This window comes from Microlunatus sagamiharensis (assembly GCF_900105785.1).
GTDB lineage: Bacteria > Actinomycetota > Actinomycetes > Propionibacteriales > Propionibacteriaceae > Microlunatus > Microlunatus sagamiharensis.
In genome coordinates, this window is record NZ_LT629799.1 from 463,609 (window position 1) to 488,185 (window position 24,577).

25 protein-coding genes are annotated in these 24,577 nt (G+C 71.4%); 20 read left to right on the forward strand and 5 right to left on the reverse strand.

Annotated elements, in window-relative coordinates:
* The first annotated feature begins 65 nt into the window (after positions 1 to 65).
* From BLU42_RS02095 to BLU42_RS02150, 12 genes are all read left to right on the forward strand, one after another.
* Positions 66 to 455 (forward strand): tautomerase family protein, encoded by a 390-nt coding sequence (locus tag BLU42_RS02095; protein ID WP_091072981.1) that lies wholly within the window; start codon positions 66 to 68, stop codon positions 453 to 455.
* Positions 456 to 567: 112 nt separating this feature from the next.
* Positions 568 to 1,644 carry a 5-dehydro-2-deoxygluconokinase gene (gene iolC / locus BLU42_RS02100; RefSeq protein WP_091072984.1) on the forward strand — a complete coding sequence of 359 codons (1,077 nt, stop codon included), beginning with the start codon at positions 568 to 570 and terminating at the stop codon, positions 1,642 to 1,644.
* Between the two features lie 8 nt (positions 1,645 to 1,652).
* On the forward strand, positions 1,653 to 2,564 hold the full coding sequence (locus tag BLU42_RS02105; RefSeq protein ID WP_091079107.1) for a Cgl0159 family (beta/alpha)8-fold protein: 912 nt from the start codon (positions 1,653 to 1,655) through the stop codon (positions 2,562 to 2,564).
* Complete coding sequence (iolB, locus tag BLU42_RS02110) at positions 2,561 to 3,442, forward strand: 5-deoxy-glucuronate isomerase (protein WP_091072986.1); 882 nt, start codon at positions 2,561 to 2,563, stop codon at positions 3,440 to 3,442. Before BLU42_RS02105 ends, iolB begins: the two co-directional genes overlap by 4 nt.
* Complete coding sequence (iolD, locus tag BLU42_RS02115; protein ID WP_091072989.1) at positions 3,443 to 5,344, forward strand: 3D-(3,5/4)-trihydroxycyclohexane-1,2-dione acylhydrolase (decyclizing); 1,902 nt, start codon at positions 3,443 to 3,445, stop codon at positions 5,342 to 5,344.
* A gap of 47 nt (positions 5,345 to 5,391) precedes the next feature.
* Positions 5,392 to 6,309: a TIM barrel protein gene (locus tag BLU42_RS02120; RefSeq protein ID WP_091072991.1), complete on the forward strand. Its 918-nt coding sequence runs from the start codon at positions 5,392 to 5,394 to the stop codon at positions 6,307 to 6,309.
* Positions 6,306 to 7,316, forward strand: a complete 1,011-nt coding sequence (locus BLU42_RS02125; protein WP_172825734.1) for a Gfo/Idh/MocA family protein — start codon at positions 6,306 to 6,308, stop codon at positions 7,314 to 7,316. The genes BLU42_RS02120 and BLU42_RS02125 overlap by 4 nt, the downstream gene beginning before the upstream one ends.
* The gene (locus BLU42_RS02130; protein ID WP_091072993.1) at positions 7,313 to 8,203 is read left to right on the forward strand and encodes a sugar phosphate isomerase/epimerase family protein; all 891 of its coding nucleotides are present in this window, start codon (positions 7,313 to 7,315) and stop codon (positions 8,201 to 8,203) included. The genes BLU42_RS02125 and BLU42_RS02130 overlap by 4 nt, the downstream gene beginning before the upstream one ends.
* Positions 8,204 to 8,259: 56 nt before the next feature.
* Positions 8,260 to 9,753 (forward strand): CoA-acylating methylmalonate-semialdehyde dehydrogenase, encoded by a 1,494-nt coding sequence (locus BLU42_RS02135; RefSeq protein ID WP_091072995.1) that lies wholly within the window; start codon positions 8,260 to 8,262, stop codon positions 9,751 to 9,753.
* 75 nt (positions 9,754 to 9,828) lie between these two features.
* Positions 9,829 to 10,857, forward strand: coding sequence for a LacI family DNA-binding transcriptional regulator (locus BLU42_RS02140; protein ID WP_091072998.1), 1,029 nt, complete (start codon positions 9,829 to 9,831; stop codon positions 10,855 to 10,857).
* 107 nt (positions 10,858 to 10,964) lie between these two features.
* A complete protein-coding gene (locus BLU42_RS02145) occupies positions 10,965 to 12,155 on the forward strand; it encodes a Gfo/Idh/MocA family protein (protein WP_091073000.1) in 1,191 nt (396 codons plus the stop codon).
* Positions 12,156 to 12,338: 183 nt separating this feature from the next.
* A complete protein-coding gene (locus tag BLU42_RS02150) occupies positions 12,339 to 13,340 on the forward strand; it encodes a sugar phosphate isomerase/epimerase family protein (RefSeq protein WP_091073003.1) in 1,002 nt (333 codons plus the stop codon).
* Positions 13,341 to 13,355: 15 nt separating this feature from the next.
* On the opposite strand, the gene BLU42_RS02155 is transcribed toward BLU42_RS02150, so the two are convergent.
* Complete coding sequence (locus tag BLU42_RS02155) at positions 13,356 to 14,153, reverse strand: IclR family transcriptional regulator (protein ID WP_091073005.1); 798 nt, start codon at positions 14,151 to 14,153, stop codon at positions 13,356 to 13,358.
* 165 nt (positions 14,154 to 14,318) lie between these two features.
* On the opposite strand from BLU42_RS02155, the gene BLU42_RS02160 reads away from it, so the two are divergent.
* Genes BLU42_RS02160 through BLU42_RS02170 form a run of 3 tightly spaced genes read left to right on the forward strand, consistent with a single transcriptional unit; the run spans position 14,319 to position 16,715 of the window.
* Positions 14,319 to 15,734, forward strand: coding sequence for a sugar porter family MFS transporter (locus BLU42_RS02160; RefSeq protein ID WP_091073008.1), 1,416 nt, complete (start codon positions 14,319 to 14,321; stop codon positions 15,732 to 15,734).
* Positions 15,735 to 15,772: 38 nt separating this feature from the next.
* Positions 15,773 to 16,132, forward strand: a complete 360-nt coding sequence (locus tag BLU42_RS02165; RefSeq protein ID WP_091073010.1) for a universal stress protein — start codon at positions 15,773 to 15,775, stop codon at positions 16,130 to 16,132.
* Positions 16,133 to 16,166: 34 nt separating this feature from the next.
* The gene (locus BLU42_RS02170) at positions 16,167 to 16,715 is read left to right on the forward strand and encodes an acyl-CoA thioesterase (RefSeq protein WP_091073013.1); all 549 of its coding nucleotides are present in this window, start codon (positions 16,167 to 16,169) and stop codon (positions 16,713 to 16,715) included.
* A gap of 60 nt (positions 16,716 to 16,775) precedes the next feature.
* On the opposite strand, the gene BLU42_RS02175 is transcribed toward BLU42_RS02170, so the two are convergent.
* Complete coding sequence (locus tag BLU42_RS02175; protein ID WP_091073016.1) at positions 16,776 to 17,177, reverse strand: universal stress protein; 402 nt, start codon at positions 17,175 to 17,177, stop codon at positions 16,776 to 16,778.
* A 505-nt stretch (positions 17,178 to 17,682) separates the two neighbouring features.
* On the opposite strand from BLU42_RS02175, the gene BLU42_RS02180 reads away from it, so the two are divergent.
* The 3 genes from BLU42_RS02180 (at position 17,683) to BLU42_RS02190 (ending at position 20,627) form a co-directional block, all read left to right on the forward strand.
* Positions 17,683 to 18,675 carry a substrate-binding domain-containing protein gene (locus BLU42_RS02180; protein WP_091073018.1) on the forward strand — a complete coding sequence of 331 codons (993 nt, stop codon included), beginning with the start codon at positions 17,683 to 17,685 and terminating at the stop codon, positions 18,673 to 18,675.
* Between the two features lie 68 nt (positions 18,676 to 18,743).
* Positions 18,744 to 19,808: an ABC transporter permease gene (locus BLU42_RS02185; protein ID WP_091073020.1), complete on the forward strand. Its 1,065-nt coding sequence runs from the start codon at positions 18,744 to 18,746 to the stop codon at positions 19,806 to 19,808.
* Positions 19,809 to 19,811: 3 nt separating this feature from the next.
* Complete coding sequence (locus BLU42_RS02190; RefSeq protein ID WP_091073022.1) at positions 19,812 to 20,627, forward strand: ATP-binding cassette domain-containing protein; 816 nt, start codon at positions 19,812 to 19,814, stop codon at positions 20,625 to 20,627.
* 164 nt (positions 20,628 to 20,791) lie between these two features.
* Here BLU42_RS02190 and BLU42_RS02195 read toward each other — a convergent pair whose 3' ends face one another.
* Positions 20,792 to 21,094: a TfoX/Sxy family protein gene (locus BLU42_RS02195; RefSeq protein ID WP_197680583.1), complete on the reverse strand. Its 303-nt coding sequence runs from the start codon at positions 21,092 to 21,094 to the stop codon at positions 20,792 to 20,794.
* 79 nt (positions 21,095 to 21,173) lie between these two features.
* On the opposite strand from BLU42_RS02195, the gene BLU42_RS02200 reads away from it, so the two are divergent.
* Positions 21,174 to 21,446, forward strand: a complete 273-nt coding sequence (locus tag BLU42_RS02200; protein WP_091073024.1) for a hypothetical protein — start codon at positions 21,174 to 21,176, stop codon at positions 21,444 to 21,446.
* A gap of 18 nt (positions 21,447 to 21,464) precedes the next feature.
* Here BLU42_RS02200 and BLU42_RS02205 read toward each other — a convergent pair whose 3' ends face one another.
* Entirely contained in the window at positions 21,465 to 22,175 is a 711-nt protein-coding gene (locus BLU42_RS02205) for a TIGR03089 family protein (protein WP_157719724.1), read from the reverse strand.
* A gap of 85 nt (positions 22,176 to 22,260) precedes the next feature.
* Between BLU42_RS02205 and BLU42_RS02210 the strand changes: the two genes are divergently transcribed.
* Complete coding sequence (locus BLU42_RS02210) at positions 22,261 to 23,340, forward strand: mannose-1-phosphate guanylyltransferase (RefSeq protein WP_091073029.1); 1,080 nt, start codon at positions 22,261 to 22,263, stop codon at positions 23,338 to 23,340.
* A 306-nt stretch (positions 23,341 to 23,646) separates the two neighbouring features.
* Here BLU42_RS02210 and BLU42_RS02215 read toward each other — a convergent pair whose 3' ends face one another.
* On the reverse strand, positions 23,647 to 24,468 hold the full coding sequence (locus BLU42_RS02215) for a DUF3105 domain-containing protein (protein WP_091073031.1): 822 nt from the start codon (positions 24,466 to 24,468) through the stop codon (positions 23,647 to 23,649).
* Positions 24,469 to 24,577: the final 109 nt, after the last annotated feature.

The window sequence follows — 24,577 nt, forward strand, 5'->3', positions numbered from 1 at the left end:
CGGCCTTGAACCCCCCGCGCTGCTCCTGCTAGTTTGTCCGAACAAACTTCGGGAAGGGGCGGGCCGTGCCGCTGGTCAGGATCGACGTCGTCGAGGGTCGGGAGCCGGCCGCGCTGCGCCGCCTCGCCGACGTGGTGCAGGAGGTGCTGGAAGAAGTCTTCGCGGCCCCGCCGCTCGACCGCTACCAGGTCGTCGACGAGCACCCGGCGCGGAACCTGATCCTGGCCGACACCGGGCTCGGCTTCCAGCGCACCGACGACCGCGTCCTCGTCCAGGTCTTCCAGCAGGGCCGCACCGACGAGCAGAAGCAGGCCCTGTACGCCCGCCTGGCCGAGCGACTGAAGGCCGAGTGCGGCCTGGCACCGACCGACCTGGTGGTCTCGGTGGCCGCCAACACCCGGGCCGACTGGTCCTTCGGGCTCGGTCGGGCGCAGTTCCTCGAGGGCGACCTCTGAGCCGCTGCGCGCTCGTGACCATTTGTCAGGACAAAGCGTTGACACTGTCAGCGCCGACCCGTAGCGTCGGGCACGTCGACCGACCGCACGTCGGAGAACTCGAAGGAGAGCGATGACCAGCCAGTCAGCCCTGCCCCAGCAGCCGGCGGGGGAGTCGACCGGGCCGGTCGACGGCGCCGAGCTGGAGGTGCTGACCTTCGGCCGCGCGGGCGTCGACATCTACCCGCTGCAGGTCGGTGTCGGCCTCGAGGACGTGGAGAGCTTCGGCAAGTACCTCGGCGGCACCTGCGCCAACGTCGCCGTCGCCGCCGCGCGCTTCGGCCACCGCACCGCGATCATCACCGGCGTCGGGGACGACCCCTTCGGCCGCTTCGTGCGCCGCACCTTCCGCGAGCTGGGCGTGACCGACGAGCACGTCGTCACCAACCACACGTACGCGACCCCGGTGACCTTCTGCGAGATCTTCCCGCCGGACGACTTCCCGCTGTACTTCTACCGCAAGCCCACCGCCCCGGACCTCCAGGTGACGCCGGCCGACATCGACCTCGACGCGGTGCGTGCGACGCGGCTGATGTGGCTGTCGGTCACCGGCTTCAGCGAGGAGCCGAGCCGCGAGAGCCACTTCGCCGTCCTGGACGCGCGGGCCGGCGCTCGCCAAGCACAGGGCACGTGGACCGTCCTCGACCTCGACTACCGCCCGATGTTCTGGGAGACCCCGGCGCACGCGACGGAGCAGATCCAGCGCGCCCTGCCGCACGTCACCGTCGCGGTGGGCAACCGCGAGGAGTGCGAGGTCGCCGTCGGCGAGACCGAGCCCGAGCGCGCGGCCGACGCCCTGCTCGCCGCCGGCGTCGAGCTCGCCGTGGTCAAGCAGGGCCCCAAGGGCGTGCTGGCCAAGACCCGCTCGGGCGAGCGCGTCGAGGCCCCGCCGATCCCGGTCCGGCCGCTCAACGGCCTGGGCGCGGGCGACTCGTTCGGCGGTTCGCTGATCCACGGCCTGCTCGAGGGCTGGCCGCTGGAGAAGGTCCTGCGCCACGCGAACGCCGCCGGGGCGATCGTCGCCAGCCGGCTCGAGTGCTCCACGGCCATGCCGACGCAGGAGGAGATCGAGACGCTGCTCGCGGGTGGCGACCCCAACGAGCGCCTCGCCGACTCCCTCGCGGTGCACTTCGCCGGGGCCGGGCGGTGACCGCGACGATGGACGGGACCAGGGCCACCGACCGCGCGGGCTCGCGCTTCGTGTCCTCGGTCTCCGAGATCTCCGAGGTCCGGGCCCGCGAGCCCCAGCGGATCGGCGAGCTGCTCGCCTCCCGCGAGCGGCGCGACCTCTTCGGCGCCGAGGGCCAGCTGATGATCGTCGCCTGCGACCACCCGGCCCGCGGCGCGCTCGGCGCCTCCGGGCGGCGCAACGCCATGGCCAACCGCGTCGAGCTGCTCGACCGGCTCGCCACCGCGCTGGCCCGCCCCGGGGTCGACGGGCTGCTCGCCACGGCCGACATCGCCGAGGACCTGCTGCTGATGGGCGCGCTCGAGGGCAAGCTCGTCTTCGCCTCGCTCAACCGCGGCGGGATCCAGGGCGCCTCCTTCGAGATGGACGACCGCGCCACCGGCTACGACGTCCGCGGCACGCTCGAGGCCCGCTTCGACGGGCTCAAGATGCTCACCCGCATCGACCTCGACGACCCGGGCACCGTGGCCACGCTGGAGACGCAGGGGCGTGTGGTCACTGAGTGCAACCGGGCCGGCCTGGTCGCCATGGTCGAGCCCTTCATGTCGCGCCGCGTCGGCGGCAAGGTCGTCAACGACCTGAGCCCGGACGCCGTGATCAAGTCCGTGGCCATCGCCTCCGGCCTGGGCGCCTCCAGCGCGTACACGTGGATGAAGCTGCCCGTGGTCGACGAGATGGAGCGCGTCATGGACGCCACCACCCTCCCGACCCTGCTGCTCGGCGGCGACCCGGAGGGCTCGCCCGACGAGACGTACGCCTCCTGGTCGGCCGCGCTCGCGCTGCCGTCGGTCCGCGGCCTCGTCCTGGGCCGCACCATGCTCTACCCGGCCGACGACGACGTGGCCAAGGCCGTCGACACCGCCGTGGGGCTGCTGCGATGACCGAGCTCTACCTCCCGGCCGGCACGGCCGGGCACGGCGCGTACGAGCTCGAGGTCACGCCGGAGTCGGCGGGCTGGGGCTACTCCGGCCTGCGCGTGGTCGCGCTCGACGCGGCCGAGGAGCACCACTTCGACACCGGTGCCGACGAGGTCGTCGTCGTCCCGCTCAGCGGCGGGGCCACCGTCGACGCCGACGGCAGCCACGTCGACCTCACCGGACGCGCGGACGTCTTCGCGGGCCCGACCGACTTCGTCTACCTGCCGCCGGGCACCACGGTCACGCTGCACAGCGAGCGCGGCGGCCGCTTCGCCCTCTGCTCCGCCCGCACCGACCGGCGCCTGCCCGTCCGCTACGGCGCGGCGTCCGAGGTGCCCGTCGAGCTGCGCGGGGCCGGGCGCTCGAGCCGCCAGGTGCGCAACTTCGGCACCCCGGACAACCTCGACGCGGGCGCGATCATCGCCTGCGAGGTGATCACGCCGGACGGCAACTGGTCGTCGTACCCGGCGCACAAGCACGACGAGGCCTCCGAGCACGAGAGCGAGCTCGAGGAGATCTACTACTTCGAGGTCGCCGCCGGCCCGCAGGGCCAGCCGGGTCTCGGCTTCTTCCGGACCTCCTCCTCGCCCGGCCACCCGATCGAGATCACCGAGGAGGTGCACGACCGCGACGTCGTGCTCGTCCCGCACGGGTGGCACGGGCCCGCGGTCGCGGCTCCCGGGCACGCGATGTACTACCTGAACGTCATGGCCGGACCGCCGCACCTCGGTGCGGAGCACGGCCGGGCCTGGCTGATCAGCGACCACCCCGACCAGACCTGGGTCCGCTCCGCGTGGGCGGACCAGGAGGTCGACCCGCGACTGACCCAGGAGGGGTCCTAGATGGCAGAGAAGGTGAGGATGACCGTCGCCCAGGCGACGATCAGCTTCCTCGGCGCGCAGTACAGCGAGTCCGACGGGGTCGAGCAGAAGCTCTTCGCCGGCTGCCTCGGCATCTTCGGCCACGGCAACGTCGCCGGGATCGGCCAGGCGCTGCTGCAGGCCGAGCTGGAGACGCCCGACCTGCTGCCGTACGTGCTCGGGCGCAACGAGCAGGCCATGGTGCACACCGCCGTCGCGTACGCTCGGATGAAGGAGCGTCGCCAGACCTGGGTCGTCTCGACCAGCGTCGGCCCGGGTGCGACCAACATGCTCACCGGTGCCGCGCTGGCGACGATCAACCGGCTCCCGGTGCTGCTGCTCCCGGCCGACACCTTCGCCGACCGCTCCGCGTCCCCGCTGCTGCAGGAGCTCGAGCAGCCGTACGCCGGCGACGTCACCGTGAACGACGCGTTCCGGCCCGTCTCGGTCTACTTCGACCGCGTCTGGCGCCCCGAGCAGCTGCCCGCGGCGCTGCTGAGCGCGATGCGCGTGCTCACCGACCCGGCCGCCACCGGCGCGGTGACCGTCTGCTTCCCCCAGGACGTGCAGGCGGCTGCCTACGACTGGCCGGCCGATCTGTTCGAGCGTCGCGTCTGGCACATCGCCCGGCCGCTGCCCGAGCGCGCCGTGCTGCAGCAGGCGGCCGACCTGATCCGCGCGGCCGAGCGCCCGCTGGTCGTGGCCGGCGGCGGCGTGCACTACTCCGGCGCCACCGACGCGCTCGCGGCCTTCTGCGAGGCCACCGGCATCCCCGTCGGGCAGACCCAGGCCGGCAAGGGCACGCTCGTCTTCGACCACCCGCAGTGCCTCGGCGCCATCGGCTCCACCGGCACCACGGCGTCGAACGCGGTCGCCGCCGAGGCCGACCTCGTGATCGGCATCGGCACCCGCTACTCCGACTTCACGACGGCGAGCCGGACGGCCTTCCAGCACCCGGGCGTCGGCTTCGTCAACATCAACGTCGCCGGCCTCGACGCGGTCAAGCAGTCCGGGCTCTCGGTCGTCGCCGACGCCCGCGAGGCGCTCGACGGCCTGACGGCGCTGCTCGAGGGCCACCACGTCGACCAGGCCTACGTCGAGCGCTACACCGCGCTCGACGCCGAGTGGGAGGCCACGGTCGAGCGCGTCTACGCCGAGACCGAGACGCCGGAGGGGCTGCTCACCCAGAACGCCGTCATCGGCACCGTCAACGAGGTCTCCGACCCCCGCGACGTCGTCGTGTGCGCCGCCGGCTCGATGCCCGGCGACCTGCACAAGCTGTGGCGCACGCGGGACCCGAAGGGCTACCACGTCGAGTACGGCTACTCGTGCATGGGCTACGAGGTCGCCGGCGGTCTCGGCGTCGCGATGGCCTGCCCGGACCGCGACGTCTTCGTCATGGTCGGCGACGGCTCGTACCTGATGATGGCCACAGAGCTGGCCACCGCGGTCCAGGAGCACGTCAAGGTCATCACCGTCCTCGTGCAGAACCACGGCTACGCCTCGATCGGCGCGCTCTCGGAGTCGCTCGGCTCGCAGCGTTTCGGCACCCGCTACCGCGAGCGCGGCGCCGGTGGCCGCCTGGACGGGGAGCTCCTGCCCGTCGACCTCGCCGCCAACGCCGCCAGCTTCGGCCTCGAGGTCCTGCGCGCCACGACCAAGGCCGAGCTCGCCGACGCGATCAAGGTCGCCAAGGCCGGCAGCGACCCGGTCGTGATCTACGTCGAGACCGACCCCTTCGTCGACGCCCCGAGCTCGGAGTCGTGGTGGGACGTCCCGGTCAGCGAGACCTCGACGCTCGACTCGACCCGGCAGGCCCGCACGACGTACGAGGAGCACAAGGCGCGCCAGCGCCTGTTCCTCACCCCGCCGCGCACCTCCTGATCCCGACCCACCCGCACGCACCTCCACCGCAGAAGGAGCACCACGCAGTGCCTGGCAAGCTGACCATCGGAACCGCCCCCGACTCCTGGGGCGTCTGGTTCCCCAGCGACCCCGAGCAGGTCTCGGCCGACGTCTTCCTCCGCGAGGTGGTGGAGGCGGGCTACGAGGCCATCGAGCTCGGCCCGTACGGCTATCTGCCGAAGGATCCGCAGGAGCTCGGCGAGACCCTCGAGAAGCACGGGCTGAGCGTGCTGGCGGGCACGGTGTTCTCGCACCTGCACCGCCCGAGCTCGTGGGACGCGGTGTGGAAGCAGGTCACCGACGTCGCCGCGCTGACGAAGGCGGTCGGCGGCGAGCACATCGTCGTCATCCCCGACGTCTGGCGCGACCACAAGACGGGCGCCAACCTGGAGAGCCGCGACCTCACCGACGAGCAGTGGACGGCGCTCACCGAGGGCCACGACGAGCTCGGCCGACGGATCCTCGAGGAGTACGGGCTGCACGTGCAGTTCCACAGCCACGCCGACAGCCACGTCGGCTACCAGCCCGACATCGAGCGGTTCCTGGAGTCGACGAACCCGGAGTACGTCAACCTCTGCCTCGACACCGGCCACGTCGCCTACTACGGCGGCGACTCGGTGGAGCTGATCACCAAGTACCCCGAGCGCATCGGCTACGTGCACCTCAAGCAGGTGAACCCGACGGTGGTCGCCGAGGTCCTCGACAAGGACCTGTCCTTCCCCGAGGCCGTCCGGATGGGCTCGATGATCGAACCGCCCCTCGGCGTGCCGGACATGCCGCCGGTCCTCGACGCACTGGCCGCCCTGGGCCGGCCGATCAAGGGGATCATCGAGCACGACCTCTACCCGACCACGCCCGAGGTCCCGCTGCCGATCGCCAAGCGCACCCGTACCTACCTGCAGTCCTGCAGCAGCGCCGACATCGACCTGGGAGACCGCTCGTGAGCGACCTGCAGCGTGATCTGAGGATCGCCGTCCTCGGTGTCGGGATGATGGGTGCTTTCCACGCCGACGCCCTGGCGACCCGCACCAAGGGTGCGCGCGTCGTCGTGGTCAACGACTTCGCCGCGGAGAAGGCCGCGGAGGTCGCGGCCAGGGTCGGCGCACGCGTCGTCGAGGACCCGATCGCCGCAATCAACGCCCCCGAGGTCGACGCGGTCCTCATCGCGACGCCCGGCAAGGCGCACGCCGAGCAGGTCCAGGCGTGCCTCGCCGCGGGCAAGCCGGTGCTGTGCGAGAAGCCGCTGACCACCGACGAGGAGTCCTCGTACGCGCTGGTGCAGGCCGAGGCAGCGGTGGGCCGGCCGCTGGTCCAGCTCGGCTTCATGCGGCGTTTCGACGCCGAGTACGCCGCGCTGAAGGACCTGATCACCTCAGGCGGCCTCGGCAACCCGCTGCTCGTGCACTGCACGCACCGCAACCCGGCCGTGCCGGACTTCTTCAACTCCGAGTTCATGGTGCGCGACTCGGTGGTGCACGAGGTCGACGTCGCCCGCTTCCTGCTCGACGAGGAGATCACCTCGGTGCAGGTGCTGCGCGGCGTCGCGACGTCGTCGGCCCCGGAGGGCACCTGGGACCCGATGATCGTCGTCTTCGAGACCGAGTCCGGCCGGATCGTCACCGACGAGATCTCCGTGCGCACCGGTGTCGCGTACGAGGTTCGCACCGAGGTGGTGGGCGAGACCGGCAGCGCCATGATCGGCCTCGACCAGAGCCTGGTCCGCACCAGCACCGACGGCCGGTGGGGCGGTCAGATCACTCCCGGTTTCGTCGAGCGCTTCGGGCAGGCCTACGACACCGAGCTGCAGCGCTGGGTCGCTGCGGCGAAGCAGGGCACGATCGACGGTCCCGGTGTCTGGGACGGCTACGCGGCGGTCGCGGTCTGCGAGGCCGGCGTCAAGGCCGTGCAGACCGGCGAGAAGGTCGCGGTCGCCCTGAAGGCCAAGCCGTGAGGCTCGCGCTCGACGCCCAGATGTTCTTCGCCGACGCGAGCGTGTACGAGCTGCCCGACATCGCGGCGTCGCTGGGCTACTCCTGGATCGAGCTGTCGCCCAAGGACGACTTCATCCCGTTCTTCCGGCACCCGCGAATCGACGACGCCGGCGTCCGGAAGCTCAAGAAGGTCGCCGCCGACGCGGGGGTCGGCTTCGCGTCGATTATCCCGCTGAACCGCTGGGCCGGGCCGGACGAGGACCAGCGCCAGGCCGCCGTGCGGTCCTGGAAGCGGGCGATCCAGATCGCCGTGGACCTCGAGGTCGACATCCTCAACTCCGAGTTCAACGGGCGTCCCGAGGACCCGGAGACGGCCGAGGCGATGTTCCTGCGGTCGATGGACGAGCTGCTGCCGATCCTCGAGCGCGAGGGCGTCCAGCTGGTCCTGGAGCCGCACCCGGACGACTTCATCGAGGACGGCCTCGACGCGGTCGGGATGGTCAAGGGTCTGAACCGCGACTGGCTCGGCTTCCTGTACTGCACGCCGCACGCCTTCCACCAGCGCCACAGCCCGACCTCGATCATCGAGGCGGCCGGTGAGAAGGTGCGCTACGTGCACCTCGCCGACGCGTTCGACCACACGGCGTCGCACGGCCTGCGCTACATCACCAACCCGCCCGGCAACGCCGTCCGCGTCCATCAGCATATGGAGGTCGGGCGCGGCGAGGTGCCGTACGACGAGGTGTTCGCGGCCCTGGCGTCGGTCGGCTTCGACGGCGTGGTGAGCAGCTGCGTCTTCGGCTTCGAGGAGGACGCCCGCGCGATCTCCGAGCGCCAGCGCGACGCCGCCGTCGCCCTGGTCGAGAAGCACTTCGGCACTGGCACGGCCGCCACCCTCACCCGCTAGCACCACCACCCGGACGAACCAGCACACCCGACGAGACAGGCAAAGGAAACCCTGCGATGGCCACCACCCTCCACCACTGGCTGAACGGCGCGACGTACGAAGGCTCCGGCGGCCGCTTCAGCGACGTCACCAACCCGGCGACCGGCGAGGTCAGCGCCCAGCTCGCGCTGGCGTCCGAGGAGGACGTGAACGCGGTCGTCGCGGGCGCCGCGGCGGCGTTCCCCGCGTGGCGCGACACCTCCCTGGCCAAGCGGGTGCAGATCCTCTTCGCCTTCCGCGAGCTGCTGAACGCCCGCGCCGACGAGCTCGCCGCGATCATCACCAGCGAGCACGGCAAGGTCCTCTCCGACGCGAGGGGCGAGGTCGCCCGCGGCCAGGAGGTCGTGGAGTTCGCCTGCGGCATCCCGCACCTGATCAAGGGCATGTTCACCGAGAACGCCTCCACCAAGGTCGACGTCCACTCGGTGCGTCAGCCGCTGGGCGTCGTGGGTGTCATCAGCCCGTTCAACTTCCCGGCCATGGTGCCGATGTGGTTCTTCCCCCTCGCGATCGCCGCCGGCAACACCGTCGTGCTCAAGCCGAGCGAGAAGGTCCCGACCGCCGCCCTGTTCATGGCGCAGCTGTGGAAGGAGGCCGGCCTGCCCGACGGCGTCTTCAACGTGCTCAACGGTGACAAGGTCGCCGTCGACGGGCTCCTGACGCACCCGGACGTGCAGTCCATCAGCTTCGTCGGCTCCACCCCGATCGCGCGCTACGTGTACGAGACCGGCACCCAGCACGGCAAGCGCGTCCAGGCTCTCGGCGGGGCGAAGAACCACATGATCGTGCTGCCCGACGCCGACCTCGACCTCGCCGCCGACGCGGCCGTCAACGCCGGCTACGGCTCGGCCGGGGAGCGCTGCATGGCGATCTCGGCGGTCCTCGCCGTGGGCGAGATCGGCGACACCCTGGTCCAGAAGATCAAGGAGCGGACCGTCGGCCTGCGCACCGGCGACGGGACCCGCGGCTGCGACATGGGCCCGCTGGTCACCTCGGTCGCGCAGCAGCGCGTCGCCGGCTACGTCGACGCCGGCGAGGCGTCCGGCGCGACCATCGTCGTCGACGGCCGTGACCCCGAGGTCGACGCCGACGGCAACGGCTTCTTCGTCGGCCCGACGCTGTTCGACCACGTCACCACCGACATGAGCATCTACACCGACGAGATCTTCGGCCCGGTCCTCTCGGTCGTGCGCGTCGACTCGTACGCCGACGGCCTGCAGCTGATCAACGACAACCCGTACGGCAACGGCACCGCGATCTTCACCAACGACGGCGGCGCCGCCCGGCAGTTCCAGAACGAGGTCAAGGTCGGCATGATCGGCATCAACGTGCCGGTCCCCGTGCCGATGGCGTACTACTCGTTCGGTGGCTGGAAGAACTCGCTGTTCGGTGACACCCACGCCCACGGCGTCGAGGGCGTGCACTTCTTCACCCGTGGCAAGGTCGTCACCAGCCGTTGGCTCGACCCGAGCCACGGCGGCATCAACCTGGGGTTCCCCCAGAACGCCTGATCTCAGGCGCCCGCGACCCGACCCGGACGCCCGGGCCGGGTCGCGGTGCCTCACGGGCACCCAGTCAGGAGCTCGATGACCAGCACCGGACCAGGGACGCCGCCCGCCCGGACGGGGCGCCCGACGATGCTCGACGTGGCCGAGGCGGCCGGGGTGTCCCGGGCGCTCGTGTCCATCGTCTTCCGAGGAGCACCCGGCGCGAGCGAGCAGTCGCGCGCACACGTCATGGAGGTCGCCGACCGGCTCGGTTTCAGCCCCAACCGGTCCGCGAGCCTGCTCAAGCTGCGTCGCAACCGTCATCTCGGTGTGGCGATGGACGTGCGCAGCACCTTCCACGCCGAGCTCGTCGAGGGCATCCAGGCAGCGGCCGACAGCGCCGGCTACGAGGTCGTGCTCTCGGCCGTCACGTCGGGACGTCCGGAGGAGCGCGCGGTGTCGACGCTCCTGGACTTCCGGTGCGAGGCGCTGCTCCTGCTCGGGACCGGCCTCGACGACGATGCGCTGACCGAGCTGGCCCGCCGGGTGCCGCTGGTGCTCGTCGGTGGGGCCCGGGCGCGCGGGGCGCTGGACGTCGTGCGGTCGTCCGACGAGCGCGGGTCCGGGCTCGTGGTCGACCACCTCGCCACGCTCGGCCACCAGCGGCTCGTCCACGTCGACGGCGGGCCGACGTGGACGAGCACCGAGCGACGTCGCGGCTTCCGCCGCGCCCTGGACCGTCACGGGCTCCGGGAGGTGACGGTACTGAGCGGCGGGAACGACGAGGCCGCCGGAGCCCGGGCGGCCGAGCGGCTGCTCGACGCCGAAGAGCTGCCCACGGCGGTCTGCGCCTACAACGACCGGGTCGCGATCGGGGTGCTGGAGCGTCTGGGTCGCGCCGGCGTGACGGTGCCCGACGACGTCTCGGTCACGGGCTACGACGACACCGCGTTCGCTGGCCTGCTCGCCATCGACCTCACGTCGGTCAACCAGGAGGCGCAGCTCCAGGCCCGGGGTGCCGTCGAGGCAGCGGTCGAGCGGCTCGACGGTGGTCGGTCGGAGGTGGCGGAGCGGGTGTTCGAACCCCGCCTGGTCGTCCGCGGCAGCACCGCGCCGCCGCGGGGCTGACGCCGGGCGAGACCTTGACAGGACAAACCCCGGGCACTAGCGTCAGCCGAACTAGACCGATCTAGTCCGCGACCACCGTCGCGGGCGCCGCTCGAAGGAGAGCCCGGATGACCCTCGGTGTCGCCGTCATCGGCGCTGGCATGGCCGGACGCGCGCACGCGTCCGCCTACCGCGTCGCCCCCACGCTGTACGCGTCCACGCTGCCCGACCTGCGCTACGTCTCGATCGGTGACCTGAGCCCCGAGCTCGGCGCGGAGGCCGCGAAGCGGTTCGGCTACGAGCGCAGCGACACCGACTGGCGCGCGATCGCCGAGAACCCCGACATCGACGTGGTCAGCGTCGTCGTCGCGAACTTCCTGCACCGCGAGATGGTCGAGGGGCTGGTCGCGGCCGGCAAGCACGTGCTCTGCGAGAAGCCGCTCAGCGACAGCCTCGACGACGCCCGGGCGATGGCCGACCTGGCGCGGGGCGCGGACACGGTGGTCCGCGTCGGCTTCACCTTCCGTCGGGCGCCCGGCGTCGCGATGCTGCGCCAGCTCGTCAACGACGGCACCCTGGGCAACGTCCAGCACGTCGACGTCCGCTACTACTGCGACTACGCCGCCGACCCGTCAGGCCCGATCAGCTGGCGCTTCAAGGGCGGTCCGGGCACCGGGGCGCTCGCCGACGTCGGCAGCCACGCGGCGTACCTGGCCGAGTTCGTCGCCGGGGACATCTCGGAGGTCAGCGGCGGCCGGTTCACCACGGCGATCAAGGAGCGCCCGGTCGCGCTCGGGGTCGTGCAGCGGGTCGGGAAGGTCGAGGTGAGCGACCAGCGCGAGCCGGTCGAGAACGACGACTACGCGAGCTTCAGCGCCCAGTTCGCCTCCGGCGTCGGGGTGGTCGAGGTCTCCCGCGTCGCAGCCGGCCACCCGAACGGCCTGGTCATCGAGGTGTACGGCGACAAGGGTGCCGCGGTGTGGGACCTCGAGCGGGCCGGGGAGTTCCAGCTGGTCCTCAACAGCGACCCGTCGGCAATCCGCGGCTTCCGCCGCGTCGTCCTCGGTCCGGAGGCGCCGTACTTCGGCGGCGGTCTGGCCATGGACGCCCAGGGCGTCGGGGTCGGGCAGAACGAGGGCTTCAACTTCCAGGCGCGCGCGTTCCTCGAGGAGGTCGCCGGGCTCGACGAGTCCGCGTCGCTGCCGCGCTGCGCCACCTTCGACGAGGGCGTCCACAACATGGAGATCCTCGCCGCCGTCGCCGAGTCCGCCGCCCATGGCGGAGCCGGCGTCGCCGTGCCGCCCGCCCGTACCTCCTGACCCACCCCACCCCGACCTAGACCCACCCCCGACCCAAGCCCACCCCCGACCCAAGCCCACCCCCGACCCAAGCCCACCCCCGGCGGTGGCCACTGGTCATCTCCGGCCCCGGACCGGCCTCCGTAACGGCCGGAAGTGCCCAGTTGGCCAACGGGGGTCCAGCAGAGCGACGAAGGAGTCCCCATGAAGTTCGGCGTCTACAACGCGGTCCTGCACGACCGTTCCCTGCCGGAGGCGATCGAGGTCGTCGCCGGTCTCGGCCTGACCGGGATCGAGCTCAACTCGGGCGGCTTCCTGCCGGCCGTCCACATCCCGACGTTCGACGACATCCTGACGTCGGACACGGCGCGCGACGACTTCCTCGGCCAGTTCGAGGGCACCGGCGTCGAGATCGCCGGGCTCAACTGCAACGGCAACCCGCTGCACCCCACGAAGGCGATCGGGGACGCGCACGCGGAGGACATCCGGCGCAGCATCCGGCTGGCCAACCGCCTGGGGCAGCACCGGGTCGTGACCATGTCCGGACTGCCGGGCAGCGAGCCCGGGGTGAAGCAGCCCACCTGGGTCGTCAACGCCTGGAACTCCGCCGCCCTCGACGTGCTCGAGCACCAGTGGGCCGTGGCCGAGACGTTCTGGCGCGAGATCGACCGTGAGGCGGCCGACCTGGACGTCAAGGTCGCCCTGGAGCTGCACCCGCAGAACATCGTCTTCAACCCGGCCGGCATCCGCGAGCTGGTCGAACGCACCGGCGCCACGCACCTCGGCGTCGAGCTGGACGCGTCGCACCTCTTCTGGCAGTGGATGGACCCGGTCGCCGTGGTGCAAGACCTCGGTCCGCTGGTCTTCCACGCCGCCGCCAAGGACGTGCGGATCAACCCGGCCGCTGCAGTCTTCGGCGTGCTGGACAACCGGTTCCGCAAGCTGTCGCCGGACGAGCCCCGCACCAACCTCGGGGGCGACGAGTGGGCGAACGAGTGGCCGAAGGAGGCCGCGTGGGACTTCGTCGCACTCGGTCGCGGCCACGACGCCGTCTACTGGTCGACCTGGCTCGCCGCCCTGCACGCCGTGGACCCCGACATGCTCGTGAACATCGAGCACGAGGACACCAGCCTCGGCCGCATCGAGGGCCTCGAGGTCGCGTCCGGCGTGCTGCTCGACGCCGCTCGTCGCGCCGGGGTCGCCTGAGGTCGGCGCGCCGGGCTAGCCCGGTACCGGCGCCGTGGCCGCGGTGCGTGAGCCGAGCCGGGCGGACATCTCGGAGGCCGTACGCAGCAGCGCGCTGACGTGCTCGCTCCGAAGGGGCACGACGTCCTCCCTGATCCCGCCCAGGCTGATGGCGCCGACGACGCGCTCGTGGTGGCCGAAGACCGGGGCACCGATCGCGGCGACGCCCACCGTGCTGTCGCCGTCGGAGATCGCGTACCCACGCGCCCGCGTCGCGGCCAGGTCGGCCCGCAGGTCCTCCTCGCCGGTCAGGGTGGCGGGCGTCCTGGCCGTGAGTCCCGCCCGGAGGAGCCCAGGCAGGAGGGCGATCTCGTCGAAGGCGAGCAGGGCGCGCGGCGCACCGCCCATGTGGAGCGGTTGCGAGCCGCCGATCTCCAGCTCGAGGACGCGGATCCGCGCCCCGACGGTGACCCGCTCGAGGCAGACCGCGTCAGTGCCCGAGGCCACGACGAGGTACGTGGTCTGCCCGGACTCGATCGACAGCCGCGTCAGCAGGGGAGGGGCGACGCGCGTGACGTCCAGGCTCTCGACGAGGACCGAGCCCGTCTGGAACGGCCGGATGGTCAGCCGGAAGGTGCTGGTGGGCGTGCGTTCCAGCCAGCCCCCGACCTGCAGGGTGTTCAGCAGGCGGTGCGTGGTCGACTTCGAGTAGCCGGAGCGCCGGACGAGCTCGGCCAGGGACAGCTCGGGCTCCCCGGTGCGGAAGCACTCGAGCAGCCGCAGGGCGCGCAGCACGGACTCGACGACCGGTCCGCCTCGGTCGGTGCGATCCATGGGGCTGCTCCTTGCTCGTTCGCTGCCGACGTTCTACCACTCCTGCGCTCCTTGACCTCCGGCTCGCGACGAAATAGCGTCCCGTAGGAGGGGACTGCGTTCCGTACAGCGGAACGCCGAGGTGGCATCCCTCGACGTGTCAGCGCTGACGGAAGGACCTGCACCATGGCCCACGACACCACCTCGCCGGCGGTCGGGCTACCACCCGACACGAAGGGGCCCCACTCCTCCCGGCTGGGCCTGGTCGCCGTCGTCGCCACCTTCGGCGGTCTGCTGTTCGGCTACGACACCGGCGTCATCAACGGCGCGCTGGAGCCGATGAAGTCCGACCTCGGGCTCACCTCCGTCACCGAGGGCCTGGTCGTGTCCATCCTGATCTTCGGGGCCGCCATCGGCGCGATCGTCGGCGGCAGGCTCTCGGACCTGCGAGGTCGCCGGAACAACATCCTGCTCATCGCCCTCGTCTTCATGATCGGGACGCTGGGCTGCGTGCTCAGCCCGAGCTGGCCGGTGCTGGCGTTCTTCCGGCTCGTCCTCGGCCTCGCCGTCGGGGCGGCGTCGGCGACCGTGCCGGTCTACCTGTCCGAGATCGCCCCGTACGAGCGGCGCGGCAGCATGGTCACCCGCAACGAGGTCATGATCGTGAGCGGGCAGTTCGCCGCCTTCATCATCAACGCGGTCATCTTCCAGGTCTGGGGCGAGCACGAGGGTGTGTGGCGCTTCATGCTGGCGGTCGCGGTCCTGCCGGCGATCGCCCTCTTCGTCGGCATGCTGCGCATGCCCGAGAGCCCGCGCTGGCTGGTGCTGAAGGAGCGTGACGCCGAGGCCCTCGACGTGCTCAAGCAGGTGCGCTCCGAGGGCCGGGCCGAGGCCGAGATGGCCGAGGTGCGCGCGCTCGCCGACGAGGAGCGTGCCTCCCAGACCGGCGGCGCGTCCGACCTCGGCGTGCGCTGGATCCGGCGCCTGATCTTCATCGGCGTGGGGCTCGGGGTGTTCCAGCAGCTCACCGGGATCAACTCGGTCATGTACTACGGCACCCAGCTGCTGACGCAGTCCGGCTTCTCCGCCTCCGCCGCGATCATCGCCAACACGCTCAACGGCCTCTTCAGCGTCCTCGGCATCACGGTCGGGCTGCTGCTGATGAACCGCATCGACCGGCGCAGGATGCTGCTGGGCGGCTTCACCCTGACCACGTTCTTCCACCTGCTGGTCGGGCTGTCGGCCCTGCTGCTGCCCGACGGGCAGGCCAAGGCGTACTTCATCCTGGTGTTCGTCGTGCTCTTCGTGTTCTCGATGCAGGGCACCATCGGACCGCTGGTGTGGCTCATGCTGGCCGAGATCTTCCCGCTCAAGATCCGCAGCTTCGCGATCGGCCTGTGCGTCTTCATGCTGTGGATCGCCAACGCCGTGGTCGCCCTCGGCTTCCCGACCGTCGTCAGCGCCCTGGGCATCGCGCCCACGTTCTTCATCTTCGCCGGGCTCGGCGTGCTGGCGCTGATCTTCATCTACACCCAGGTCCCCGAGACCCGTGGCCGCTCGCTGGAACAGCTGGAGGACCAGTTCCGCACGCAGTACAGCTGAGCCTCCCACCCGTCGCCCTCGTCACCCGTAAGGAAGCCGTGAGCATTCTCGTCGCTGTCGCGGACAGCAAGGAGGGCCGGCAGGCCCTGGTCACCGCCGCCGCCGAGGCTCAGCAGCTCGGCACCGACCTCGTCGTGGTCAACCTCGCGCTGAGCGCCCTCGACACCACCTCGATACCCCCGACGGTCGGGCACGAGCTCGTCGAGCGGCACGGGCGCGACGACGCCGATCCCGTCGAGGCGGTCCTGGACGCGCTCGAGGCCCGCCCGGGCGTGACGCGGCTCGTCATCGGGCTGCGCCGTCGCTCGCCGATCGGCAAGGCCGTGCTCGGCAGCACCGCGCAGCGGCTGCTGCTGGAGTCGCCCGTCCCGGTCCTCGCGGTCAAGGCCGCCCGGTAGCGGTGCACAGCCGAGACGACGCCGGAGGAGCACGATGACGACGCAGGAGCAGCACGGGTTCGCGGGCCTCGCGGACGGCGTCGACGACGACGTCTTCTACGAGGTCGCGCCCGTCTCCGGGAGACGGGGGCAGGGCTCGGCGGTGCCGGCCACCGCGTCCGAGCACGCCGACATCAACTTCTACACGCGGAAGTGGATCAAGCCCGAGGACCTCAACGCCAACGGCACGTTGTTCGGCGGCAGCCTGCTGCGGTGGATCGACGAGGAGGCGACGATCTACACGATCGTGCAGCTTGGCAACCCCCGGGTGGTGACCAAGTTCATCTCCGAGATCAACTTCGTCAGCTCCGCCCGGCAGGGCGACCTCGTGGAGATGGGGTTGCGCGCCACGGCCTTCGGCCGGACGTCGATCACCATGCGGGCGCGGGTGCGCAACATGGTGACCGGGGCGTCGATCCTGACGATCGAGAGGATCGTCTTCGTCAGTCTCGACGAGAGCGGCGAGCCTGCGCCCCACGGGTTCAGCGAGATCACCTACGAGCGGGACCGGTTCTCGCCCCGTGGCGCCGCACCCACGGCGTAGCGCGGCGTCGAGCGGTGCCGCGAGGAGACGGCCCGACGGCCGAGCGGGCCCCGCTGGGGCTCAGCCCCTGTCCTTCACCACGAGCACGGGCACGTCCGCCTGCAGGATGAGCGTCTGGGTCACGCTCCCGAGCAGGAACTTGCCGACGGGGGAGCGGCGTCGCGCGCCGATCACGAGGACCTCGGCGTCGATCGTCTCCACGAGCCCGAGGATGGCGCTGGCGACGTTCTCCTCGCCGGTCGCCAGGTGCAGCTCCCACTCCACGTCCAGCCCGGACTCGCTCAAGATCCGGTCGACCTCGTCCGAGATCCCGGAACGGTTGGCCGCGGCGATGTCGAGGTCGAGCGACTCGACGACGTGCAGGACCGCGAGACCGGTCTGGCGCATGGATGCCTCGCGGGCCGCCTCGGCGAGCGCGATGCGGCTGGTGGAGGAGACCTGGTGGGCGACGGCGACGGTCATGGACGACCTCCGGCTAGGACGGTTCCCGCGGGTGCGGACCCTTTGTCAGGTCAATGTAGCGAACAAGTGCGCAGGAGCGCTCCTGCCAGCCGCATGGGCAGCCGAGGAGCGCGGCAGAAGGCTCGAAAAGAATGTCTTGACAAAGGTTGAGCCACGCCTCTACGGTCGCGGTACGCAACCCAGCCGCTCGTGCCACACGAGCGGACGGGGAAGGTCAAATCTCAAGGGAGAGTGCGTGACCTCGACTGCAGCCACGGGCGGTGCCTGGGGAGCGACGGACCTCCGTCGTCGGTCCCAGCACCGCGCCGAGGCCGTGGAGAACTCTCGCTCTCCTGCTCGGTGGCACCGAGCCCCTCGCGGTGCTCCACGCCTCCTGCTCGTGCACGCCCGGCGCCAGTACGGTCCGGCTGCGCGACGAGTGCCCGACCGGCTCCTGTCCGACCCCGCCCAGCGGCAACCAGATCACCAGACGACGGGCCAGACCCGTCCACGGAAGGAATCACAGATGATCCCTCGCAGAACTCGCGTCGGGCTGAGCCTCGTCGCAGCGACCACCGCGCTCGTCCTGACCGCCTGCAGCGGAGGGGGCGCTCCTGAGCCCGCTCCCGCGGGCAGCGCCGGCGCCGGAGGCGGTGGCAACAGCGGCTACACCTTCGCGATGGTCACCCACGAGACCCCGGGCGACACGTTCTGGGACAAGATCAAGGCCGGCGCGCAGCAGGCGGCGACCGACACGGGCTCCACGCTGAAGTACTCGAACGACCCCGATCCCGCCAAGCAGTCCACGCTCATCCAGAACGCCGTGGACTCGAAGGTCGACGGGATCGCGACGACGCTGGCCACCCCGGACGCGCTCAAGGGTGCGGTGCAGAGCGCCAAGGCGGCGAACATCCCGGTGGTCGCCTTCAACTCCGGGATCGACCAGTACAAGGACGTCGGCGCCCTCATGTACTTCGGCTCGGACGAGACCCTCGCCGGCCAGACGGCCGGCCAGCGGATCGCGGCGGCCGGGGCGAAGCACCCGCTGTGCGTGATCCAGGCGGCCGGCTCGGTCGCGCTGGAGGCGCGGTGCGCGGGCGTCAAGAACGGCGTCGCCGGCACCGAGAACCTCCAGGTCAACGGCGCGGACGACTCGTCGGTCGTCTCGAGCCTCCAGGCCAAGCTGAGCGAGGACAAGTCGATCGACTACGTCGTCACGCTGGGTGCCCCGATCGCCCTCGACGCCATCAAGGCGATCGACCAGTCGAGCAGCTCGGCCAAGCTGATCACCTTCGACCTGAACGCCGAGGCCGCCCAAGACATCAAGGACGGCAAGATCCAGTTCTCGATCGACCAGCAGCCGTACGTGCAGGGCTACCTCGCGATCACGTCGCTCTACCTGAACAAGAAGAACGGCAACGACATCGGCGGCGGCAAGCCGACCCTGACCGGCCCGTCCTTCGTCGACAGCAGCAACATCGACGTCATCCTCCCGTTCACCAAGAACAACACCCGCTAGCACTCGGACGGGAGGCCGCCCGACCGGCGGCCTCCCACCCGGGCCCTCTTCGACACGGAGACCACCGCATGAGTCAAACCGTCAAGACCGCACCGGCCGGTGCACCGGCTGAGGCGTCGAACCGCGTCAGCCTCGGACTCTCGAACCGGTTGCTCGCGCGCCCCGAGGTGGGTGCGGCCGTGGCCGCGATCGTGATCCTGATCTTCTTCCTGATCATGGCGCCGGCCTTCCGGTCGCCCGCCTCGTTCTTCACCGTGCTCTACCAGGCCTCGACGATCGGCATCGTGGCCGTCGGCGTGGGCATGCTGATGATCGGCGGCGAGTTCGACCTGTCCGCCGGCGTCGTCCCGGTCTCGGCCGGGCTGGTCAACGCCATGTTCTGCTACAACCTCGGCGTCAACCTCGTCGTCGGGGCGGTGCTGTCGCTCGTCTTCGCCCTGCTCGTCGGGTTCCTGAACGGCTACCTGGTGATGAGGACGGGAATCCCGAGCTTCCTCATCACCCTCGGCACGTTCTTCGTGCTGCAGGGGGCGAACCTCGGCGTCACCAAGCTGGTGACGGGCTCGGTGTCGACGCCCAACATCAACCAGATGGACGGCTACGCCTTCCTGCACCTGGTCTTCGCCTCCAGCTTCAAGCTGGGTCCGGTGACCGTGTGGGGGACCGTGATCTGGTGGCTGCTGTTCGTGGCGCTGTCGGCGTACGTCCTCCAGCGGACCCGGATCGGCAACTGGATCTACGCCGTCGGCGGCAACGCGGCCAGCGCCCGCGCCGTGGGTGTCCCGGTGACCCGCGTCAAGATCGGCCTCTTCATGGCCACGTCGTTCCTCGGCTGGTTCATCGGCATGCACAGCCTCTACAACTTCAACACCCTCCAGGCCGGCAACGGCGTGGGCAACGAGTTCCTCTACATCATCGCCGCGGTGGTGGGCGGGACGCTGATGACCGGTGGCTACGGCAACGCCTGGGGCGTGGCGATCGGCGCCTTCATCTTCGGCATGACCAGCCTCTGCATCGTCTACGCCGGCTGGGACCCGAACTGGTTCAAGGCCTTCCTCGGCGTGATGCTGCTGCTGGCCGTGCTGGTCAACCTCTACGTCAAGAAGCTCTCCACCACGCGAAAGGTGGGCTGACACATGACCGACACGCTGCAGGAGCACGCGGACCCGGAGCTGACCGAGGGCGAGTCGCTCATCGAGATGCGGGACGTGGGCAAGACGTACGGCGCCATCCGGGCGCTGAAGGGCATCAACCTCACGGTGAACGCGGGCGAGGTGTCCTGCGTCCTCGGTGACAACGGCGCCGGCAAGTCGACCCTGATCAAGATCATGGCCGGCCTGCACCCGCACAACGAGGGAGAGATGCTCGTCGACGGCCAGCCCGTGCACTTCGGCTCCCCGCGGGAGTCGCTCTCGCACGGCATCGCGACGGTCTACCAGGACCTCGCGGTGGTCGGCCTCATGGAGGTGTGGCGCAACTTCTTCCTCGGCTCCGAGATGACCGGCAGCAAGTTCCCGCTCTCGGGGCTCAAGGTCAAGGACATGAAGCGCATCGCCGACGAGGAGCTGCGCAAGATGGGCATCGTCGTCAAGGACATCGACCAGCCCATCGGCGAGCTGTCCGGCGGCCAGCGTCAGTGCGTCGCCATCGCCCGTGCCGTGTACTTCGGCGCCCGGGTGCTGATCCTCGACGAGCCGACGGCGGCGCTCGGGGTGAAGCAGTCGGGCGTGGTGCTGAAGTACACCGCGGCCGCCCGCGACGCCGGGCTGGGTGTCGTGTTCATCACCCACAACCCGCACCACGCCTACCTGGTCGGCAACCACTTCATCATCCTCAAGCTCGGCCAGGCGGTGCTCGACAAGCACCGTTCCGAGGTGGGGCTGGACGAGCTGACCCGGCAGATGGCCGGGGGCGACGAGCTCACCGAGCTCAGCCACGAGCTGCAGCGCTGACGTCGGCGCCTCCCCGCCCGAGGTCACGCACCCGAGCGGTGCCCGTTCACCGTCCCGAGACGTCCAGGACTGGGGACGGGTGCCGCTCGCGGCGTTGCTAGAGCGTTCGCGCTACCGGCGGGGAGCGTCGCGGGCGGCGGTGACGCCCCTCTCGACCCAGGCCGTCAAGGCCTCGTCGTCGGCGAGAGCGGCGGGGTCGACGTCGACCCAGCTGCGCGAGGGCGGCCGGCCATCCGCATCGGCTCGACGCCGTCGGCCTCGGTCAGCTTCTCCTGCTCGCCTGGGTGGACACGGACGAGGAGGCCGCCGCCCGAACCCGCGCAGACGGCGAGGTGCCCGGCGACCATGAACCCCAGCCCGCCGAACATCGGCTTCTCGTCGACCATCCCGAGGTCGTCGTCGCGCTCGTCGTCCCAGCCGCCGAGCACCGCGCGCAGGCGGTCGGCGAGGTCGCGGTCGTACGGCACCCGCCCAGTCTGGTGCCCCGTCGGCGTCCGGAGGCCGGGGTTAGGTTCGGGGTCTCACCAGACGATGCGAGGAGACGACGTGCCCGAGCCGTACGACGAGGTCATGGAGCCCGACGAGGACCCCGGCCTGCACCACGACCGCCGCGTCAAGGGCGGTATGCCCCTGCGCGAGGACGACGACGCGCTGGAGCGCGCGGTCGAGGAGGACCGGGTCGCCGCCGGGCTGTCCGACTACGCCGAGGCCGACGTGCCGCCAGCGACCGACCTGCCCCCGGAGGGCACGTCGGAGCGTGTGATCAGCGCCCAGGAGGGCCTGCTCGGCGACACCAGCGTCTCCGACCGGCAGGACTGAGCCCGTACGCCGTCCTCCTCAGCTGGGGAGGACGACGTCCACGCGCTCGGTCGCGGCGATCCCGGCGACGCGGGCGGGGTCGGGCGTGCCGCTGACCACGACCGACGAGCCGCCGTCGCGCAGCGGGACGACGAGCGCGTCGCGCACGGTCTCCCAGGCCCCGCCCGCGGTGACCAGCACCCGGCGGGCGTCGGCCGGGTCACCGGCGAGCAGGTCCTGCTGGGTCAGCGAGCGGGTGTCGTCGCGCCAGGCCGGGGCGTCGCCCGTGACCGGCAGGCCGGACCACTGGTCCGGCTGGCCCCGCACCTCCGTCGCGAAGTCGACGACGCCCGCCGGCAGGTCACCGATCCCGAGGCCGAGCGGGTGCAGCGAGCAGGCGACCACCTCGGTCCCACCCGTGCCGGCCCCGGGGGTCGGGCCGGTCACCAGCAGGGCGGCCTCGTCCGGCCGCCCGAGCGTGACGGTGGCGCCGACCTGCCAGCAGGACAGGGCCCACACCAGCGTCATCCAGTGGCCCGGGTGCTCCCGCGCCACGTCCAGCTCGACGAGGGCGCCCGGCTCGAGCAGCAGCTCGTCGGTCAGCAGGTTGCTGGTCTTGGCGACCCAGTTCGCCGTGGTGGTGGCCGACAGCTCGACCCGGGTGCCGTCGCCGAGGTCGTAGCAGGTGACGAGCGGGGCCGAGCCGTCGCTGCGGACGCGGCGGGCGAGCAGGTCGGCGATGAGCGGCACGGGCGGAGCGTACCGGTGCGCGGACGCCCCGCCGACGGCGTTCGCGTGGCCGTCCGGAGGGTGCGGTTCCCCTAGCCTTGCGCCCATGCGTTTCGTCCTGATCGTGGCCGGCGGTTCCGGCAAGAGGCTCTGGCCCCTGTCGCGGCAGGGCATGCCGAAGCAGCTGCTCAAGGTCGTCGGCGGCAAGAGCCTGCTGCGCCTGGCGTACGAGCGGGTCGAGGGCCTGGTGCCCGCGGAGAACATCCTCGTGTGCACCGGGCGCGACTACGCGCAGACCGTGGCCGCGGACCTCCCGGAGCTGCCGGCGGAGAACATCCTCGGCGAGCCCGAGGGCCGCGACTCGCTCAACGCCGTCGCCTGGCCCGCGGCGATGCTCGCCGCCCGCGACCCCCAGGCCGTCGTCGCGGTCGTCACCGCCGACCAGATCATGAGCCCGGTCGAGGCCTTCCAGGACGCGTTGCGCGAAGGCTTCGCCGTGGCCGAGGAGGGCCCGGACACCCTCGTGACGTTCGGCGTCGTCCCCACCTCGCCGCACACCGGCTACGGCTACCTGCACCGCGGCGAGACGCTGGCCGCGCACCCCGACGTCTGCACGGTGCGCGCCTTCCGCGAGAAGCCGGACCGCGACGTCGCCGAGCACTACCTCGCCAGCGGCGAGTACTGGTGGAACTCCGGCATGTTCGTCTGGCGCGCGGCGACCCTGCTGCGCCAGCTCGAGGTGCTGCAGCCCGAGACGTACGCGGCCGTCACCCGCCTGGCCGCCGAGCCGGAGCGGCTCGGCGAGATCTACCCGGGGCTGCAGAAGATCAGCGTCGACTACGCCGTGATGGAGCCCGTGTCCCAGGGGCAGGGGACCGCACGCGTGGTCGCCGTCCGCCTGCCGATCACCTGGCACGACGTGGGCGGGTTCACGGCGCTGGCCGAGCACCTGCCCCAGGACGACCGCGGCAACGTCACGCAGGGCGTCAGCGTCCTCGTCGACGCCCACGACAACCTGGTCATCAACCAGTCCGAGGACGGCCGCCTCGTCGCCGTGGTCGGGCTGTCGGGGATGGTCATCGTCCAGACGCCGCAGATCACCCTGGTCTGCCCGTCGAGCGAGGCCGAGCGCGTCAAGGAGCTCGTCGCCCAGGTGACGGACCAGCTCGGCACGACGTACGCGTAACGCTGTGCCCTCGGTCGTCGCTCCGCTCCGACGCGCCCGGTGCTCTGGTCCGACGCCTTCCTCCCTGCTCCGTCCGTCCAGGCGTCGGCGCACCGGTCGGCGGTGGTCCGCCTTCTAGCCGTGGTGGTCGAGGGACCCGTGGTCGAGTCCCTGCCCTCGCCGACCGCTGCGCCGACGCCTGGACGACCGCAGCACGACGTCGCCCCTTCCGCGGACCTCAGCCGAGGCAGGGAGCAGGCGGCGTCATGCGGAGGGAGGAAGGCGTCGGACCAGAGCAGCGGGCGCGCCGGAGCGGAGCGGAGGCAATCAAGCCCCGTTGGGCTCGGGGCTGCTCGCGACCGGGTACTTGGCCATGAAGTCGGCGATCGCCTGGCCGCTGACCTTGGTGCAGGACTGGCGCACGCCCTTCTGCTGGGTCTGGTCGGCCGGGTTCTGCGGGTTCGCCGTCCAGCGGGCGAGGACCATGTCCTTGCCCTCGGGGAAGGTGCCGTCGGCGCTCGAGTAGGGCGCGGCGATGAACTTCTGCGACGGGTCGTAGGTCTCGCTGCCGAAGGTGCCGGCCGCCTGGCGCAGGGCGTTGACGTCCTCGGTCGAGGCGTCGGCGCGGTACCAGGCGATGGTGTAGCCGTGCTCGAGGTTGTGCACGAGCGTCTCGAGCTGGGGCCGGTCGTCCTCGGTGTAGAAGTGCTTGGTGAAGGCGGCGGGCGAGGGGTAGTGCTTGCCGGAGTCGGGCGGGGACTGGTCGTAGGTGACCTTGGTGCCCTCGGCCACGTGCTCCTGGTTGCCCGTCGCCTGGTTCTCGCTCACGGGGTCGCAGCCGGCGTCGGCGAGCGTCGCGCCCAGCCCGGCGAGCCCGGCGGCCGTGGCCTTGGTGTCCTTGGCCACGAGGTAGATCGGGTAGGCCAGCAGGGCCGCGGCGACCACGACGCAGATCCCGAGCAGCAGCACGGTGCGGCGGCGCTGCTCGGCCTTGCGGGCCTTCTCGAACGAGGCGAGCCGGTCGCGCCGGTTGCCGCCGCCGCCCTTGCCGCCGCCGGCCCCCGTGGCGCCCTTCTTCCCGGGCTTCGGCGGGGCGCCGCTGCCGTCGGACCGGCCGGAGGAGGGCTTCGGCAGGGGCGCGTGGGTCATGTCGGCTCCTTGGGGGCGCGGCGGGCGAGCGCGGCTCGCGGGTCGGGCCTGGGGGCCCAGCGGGGACTGCGTCGGGTGCGTCGGGGGACGACCTGGACGCCGATGTTAG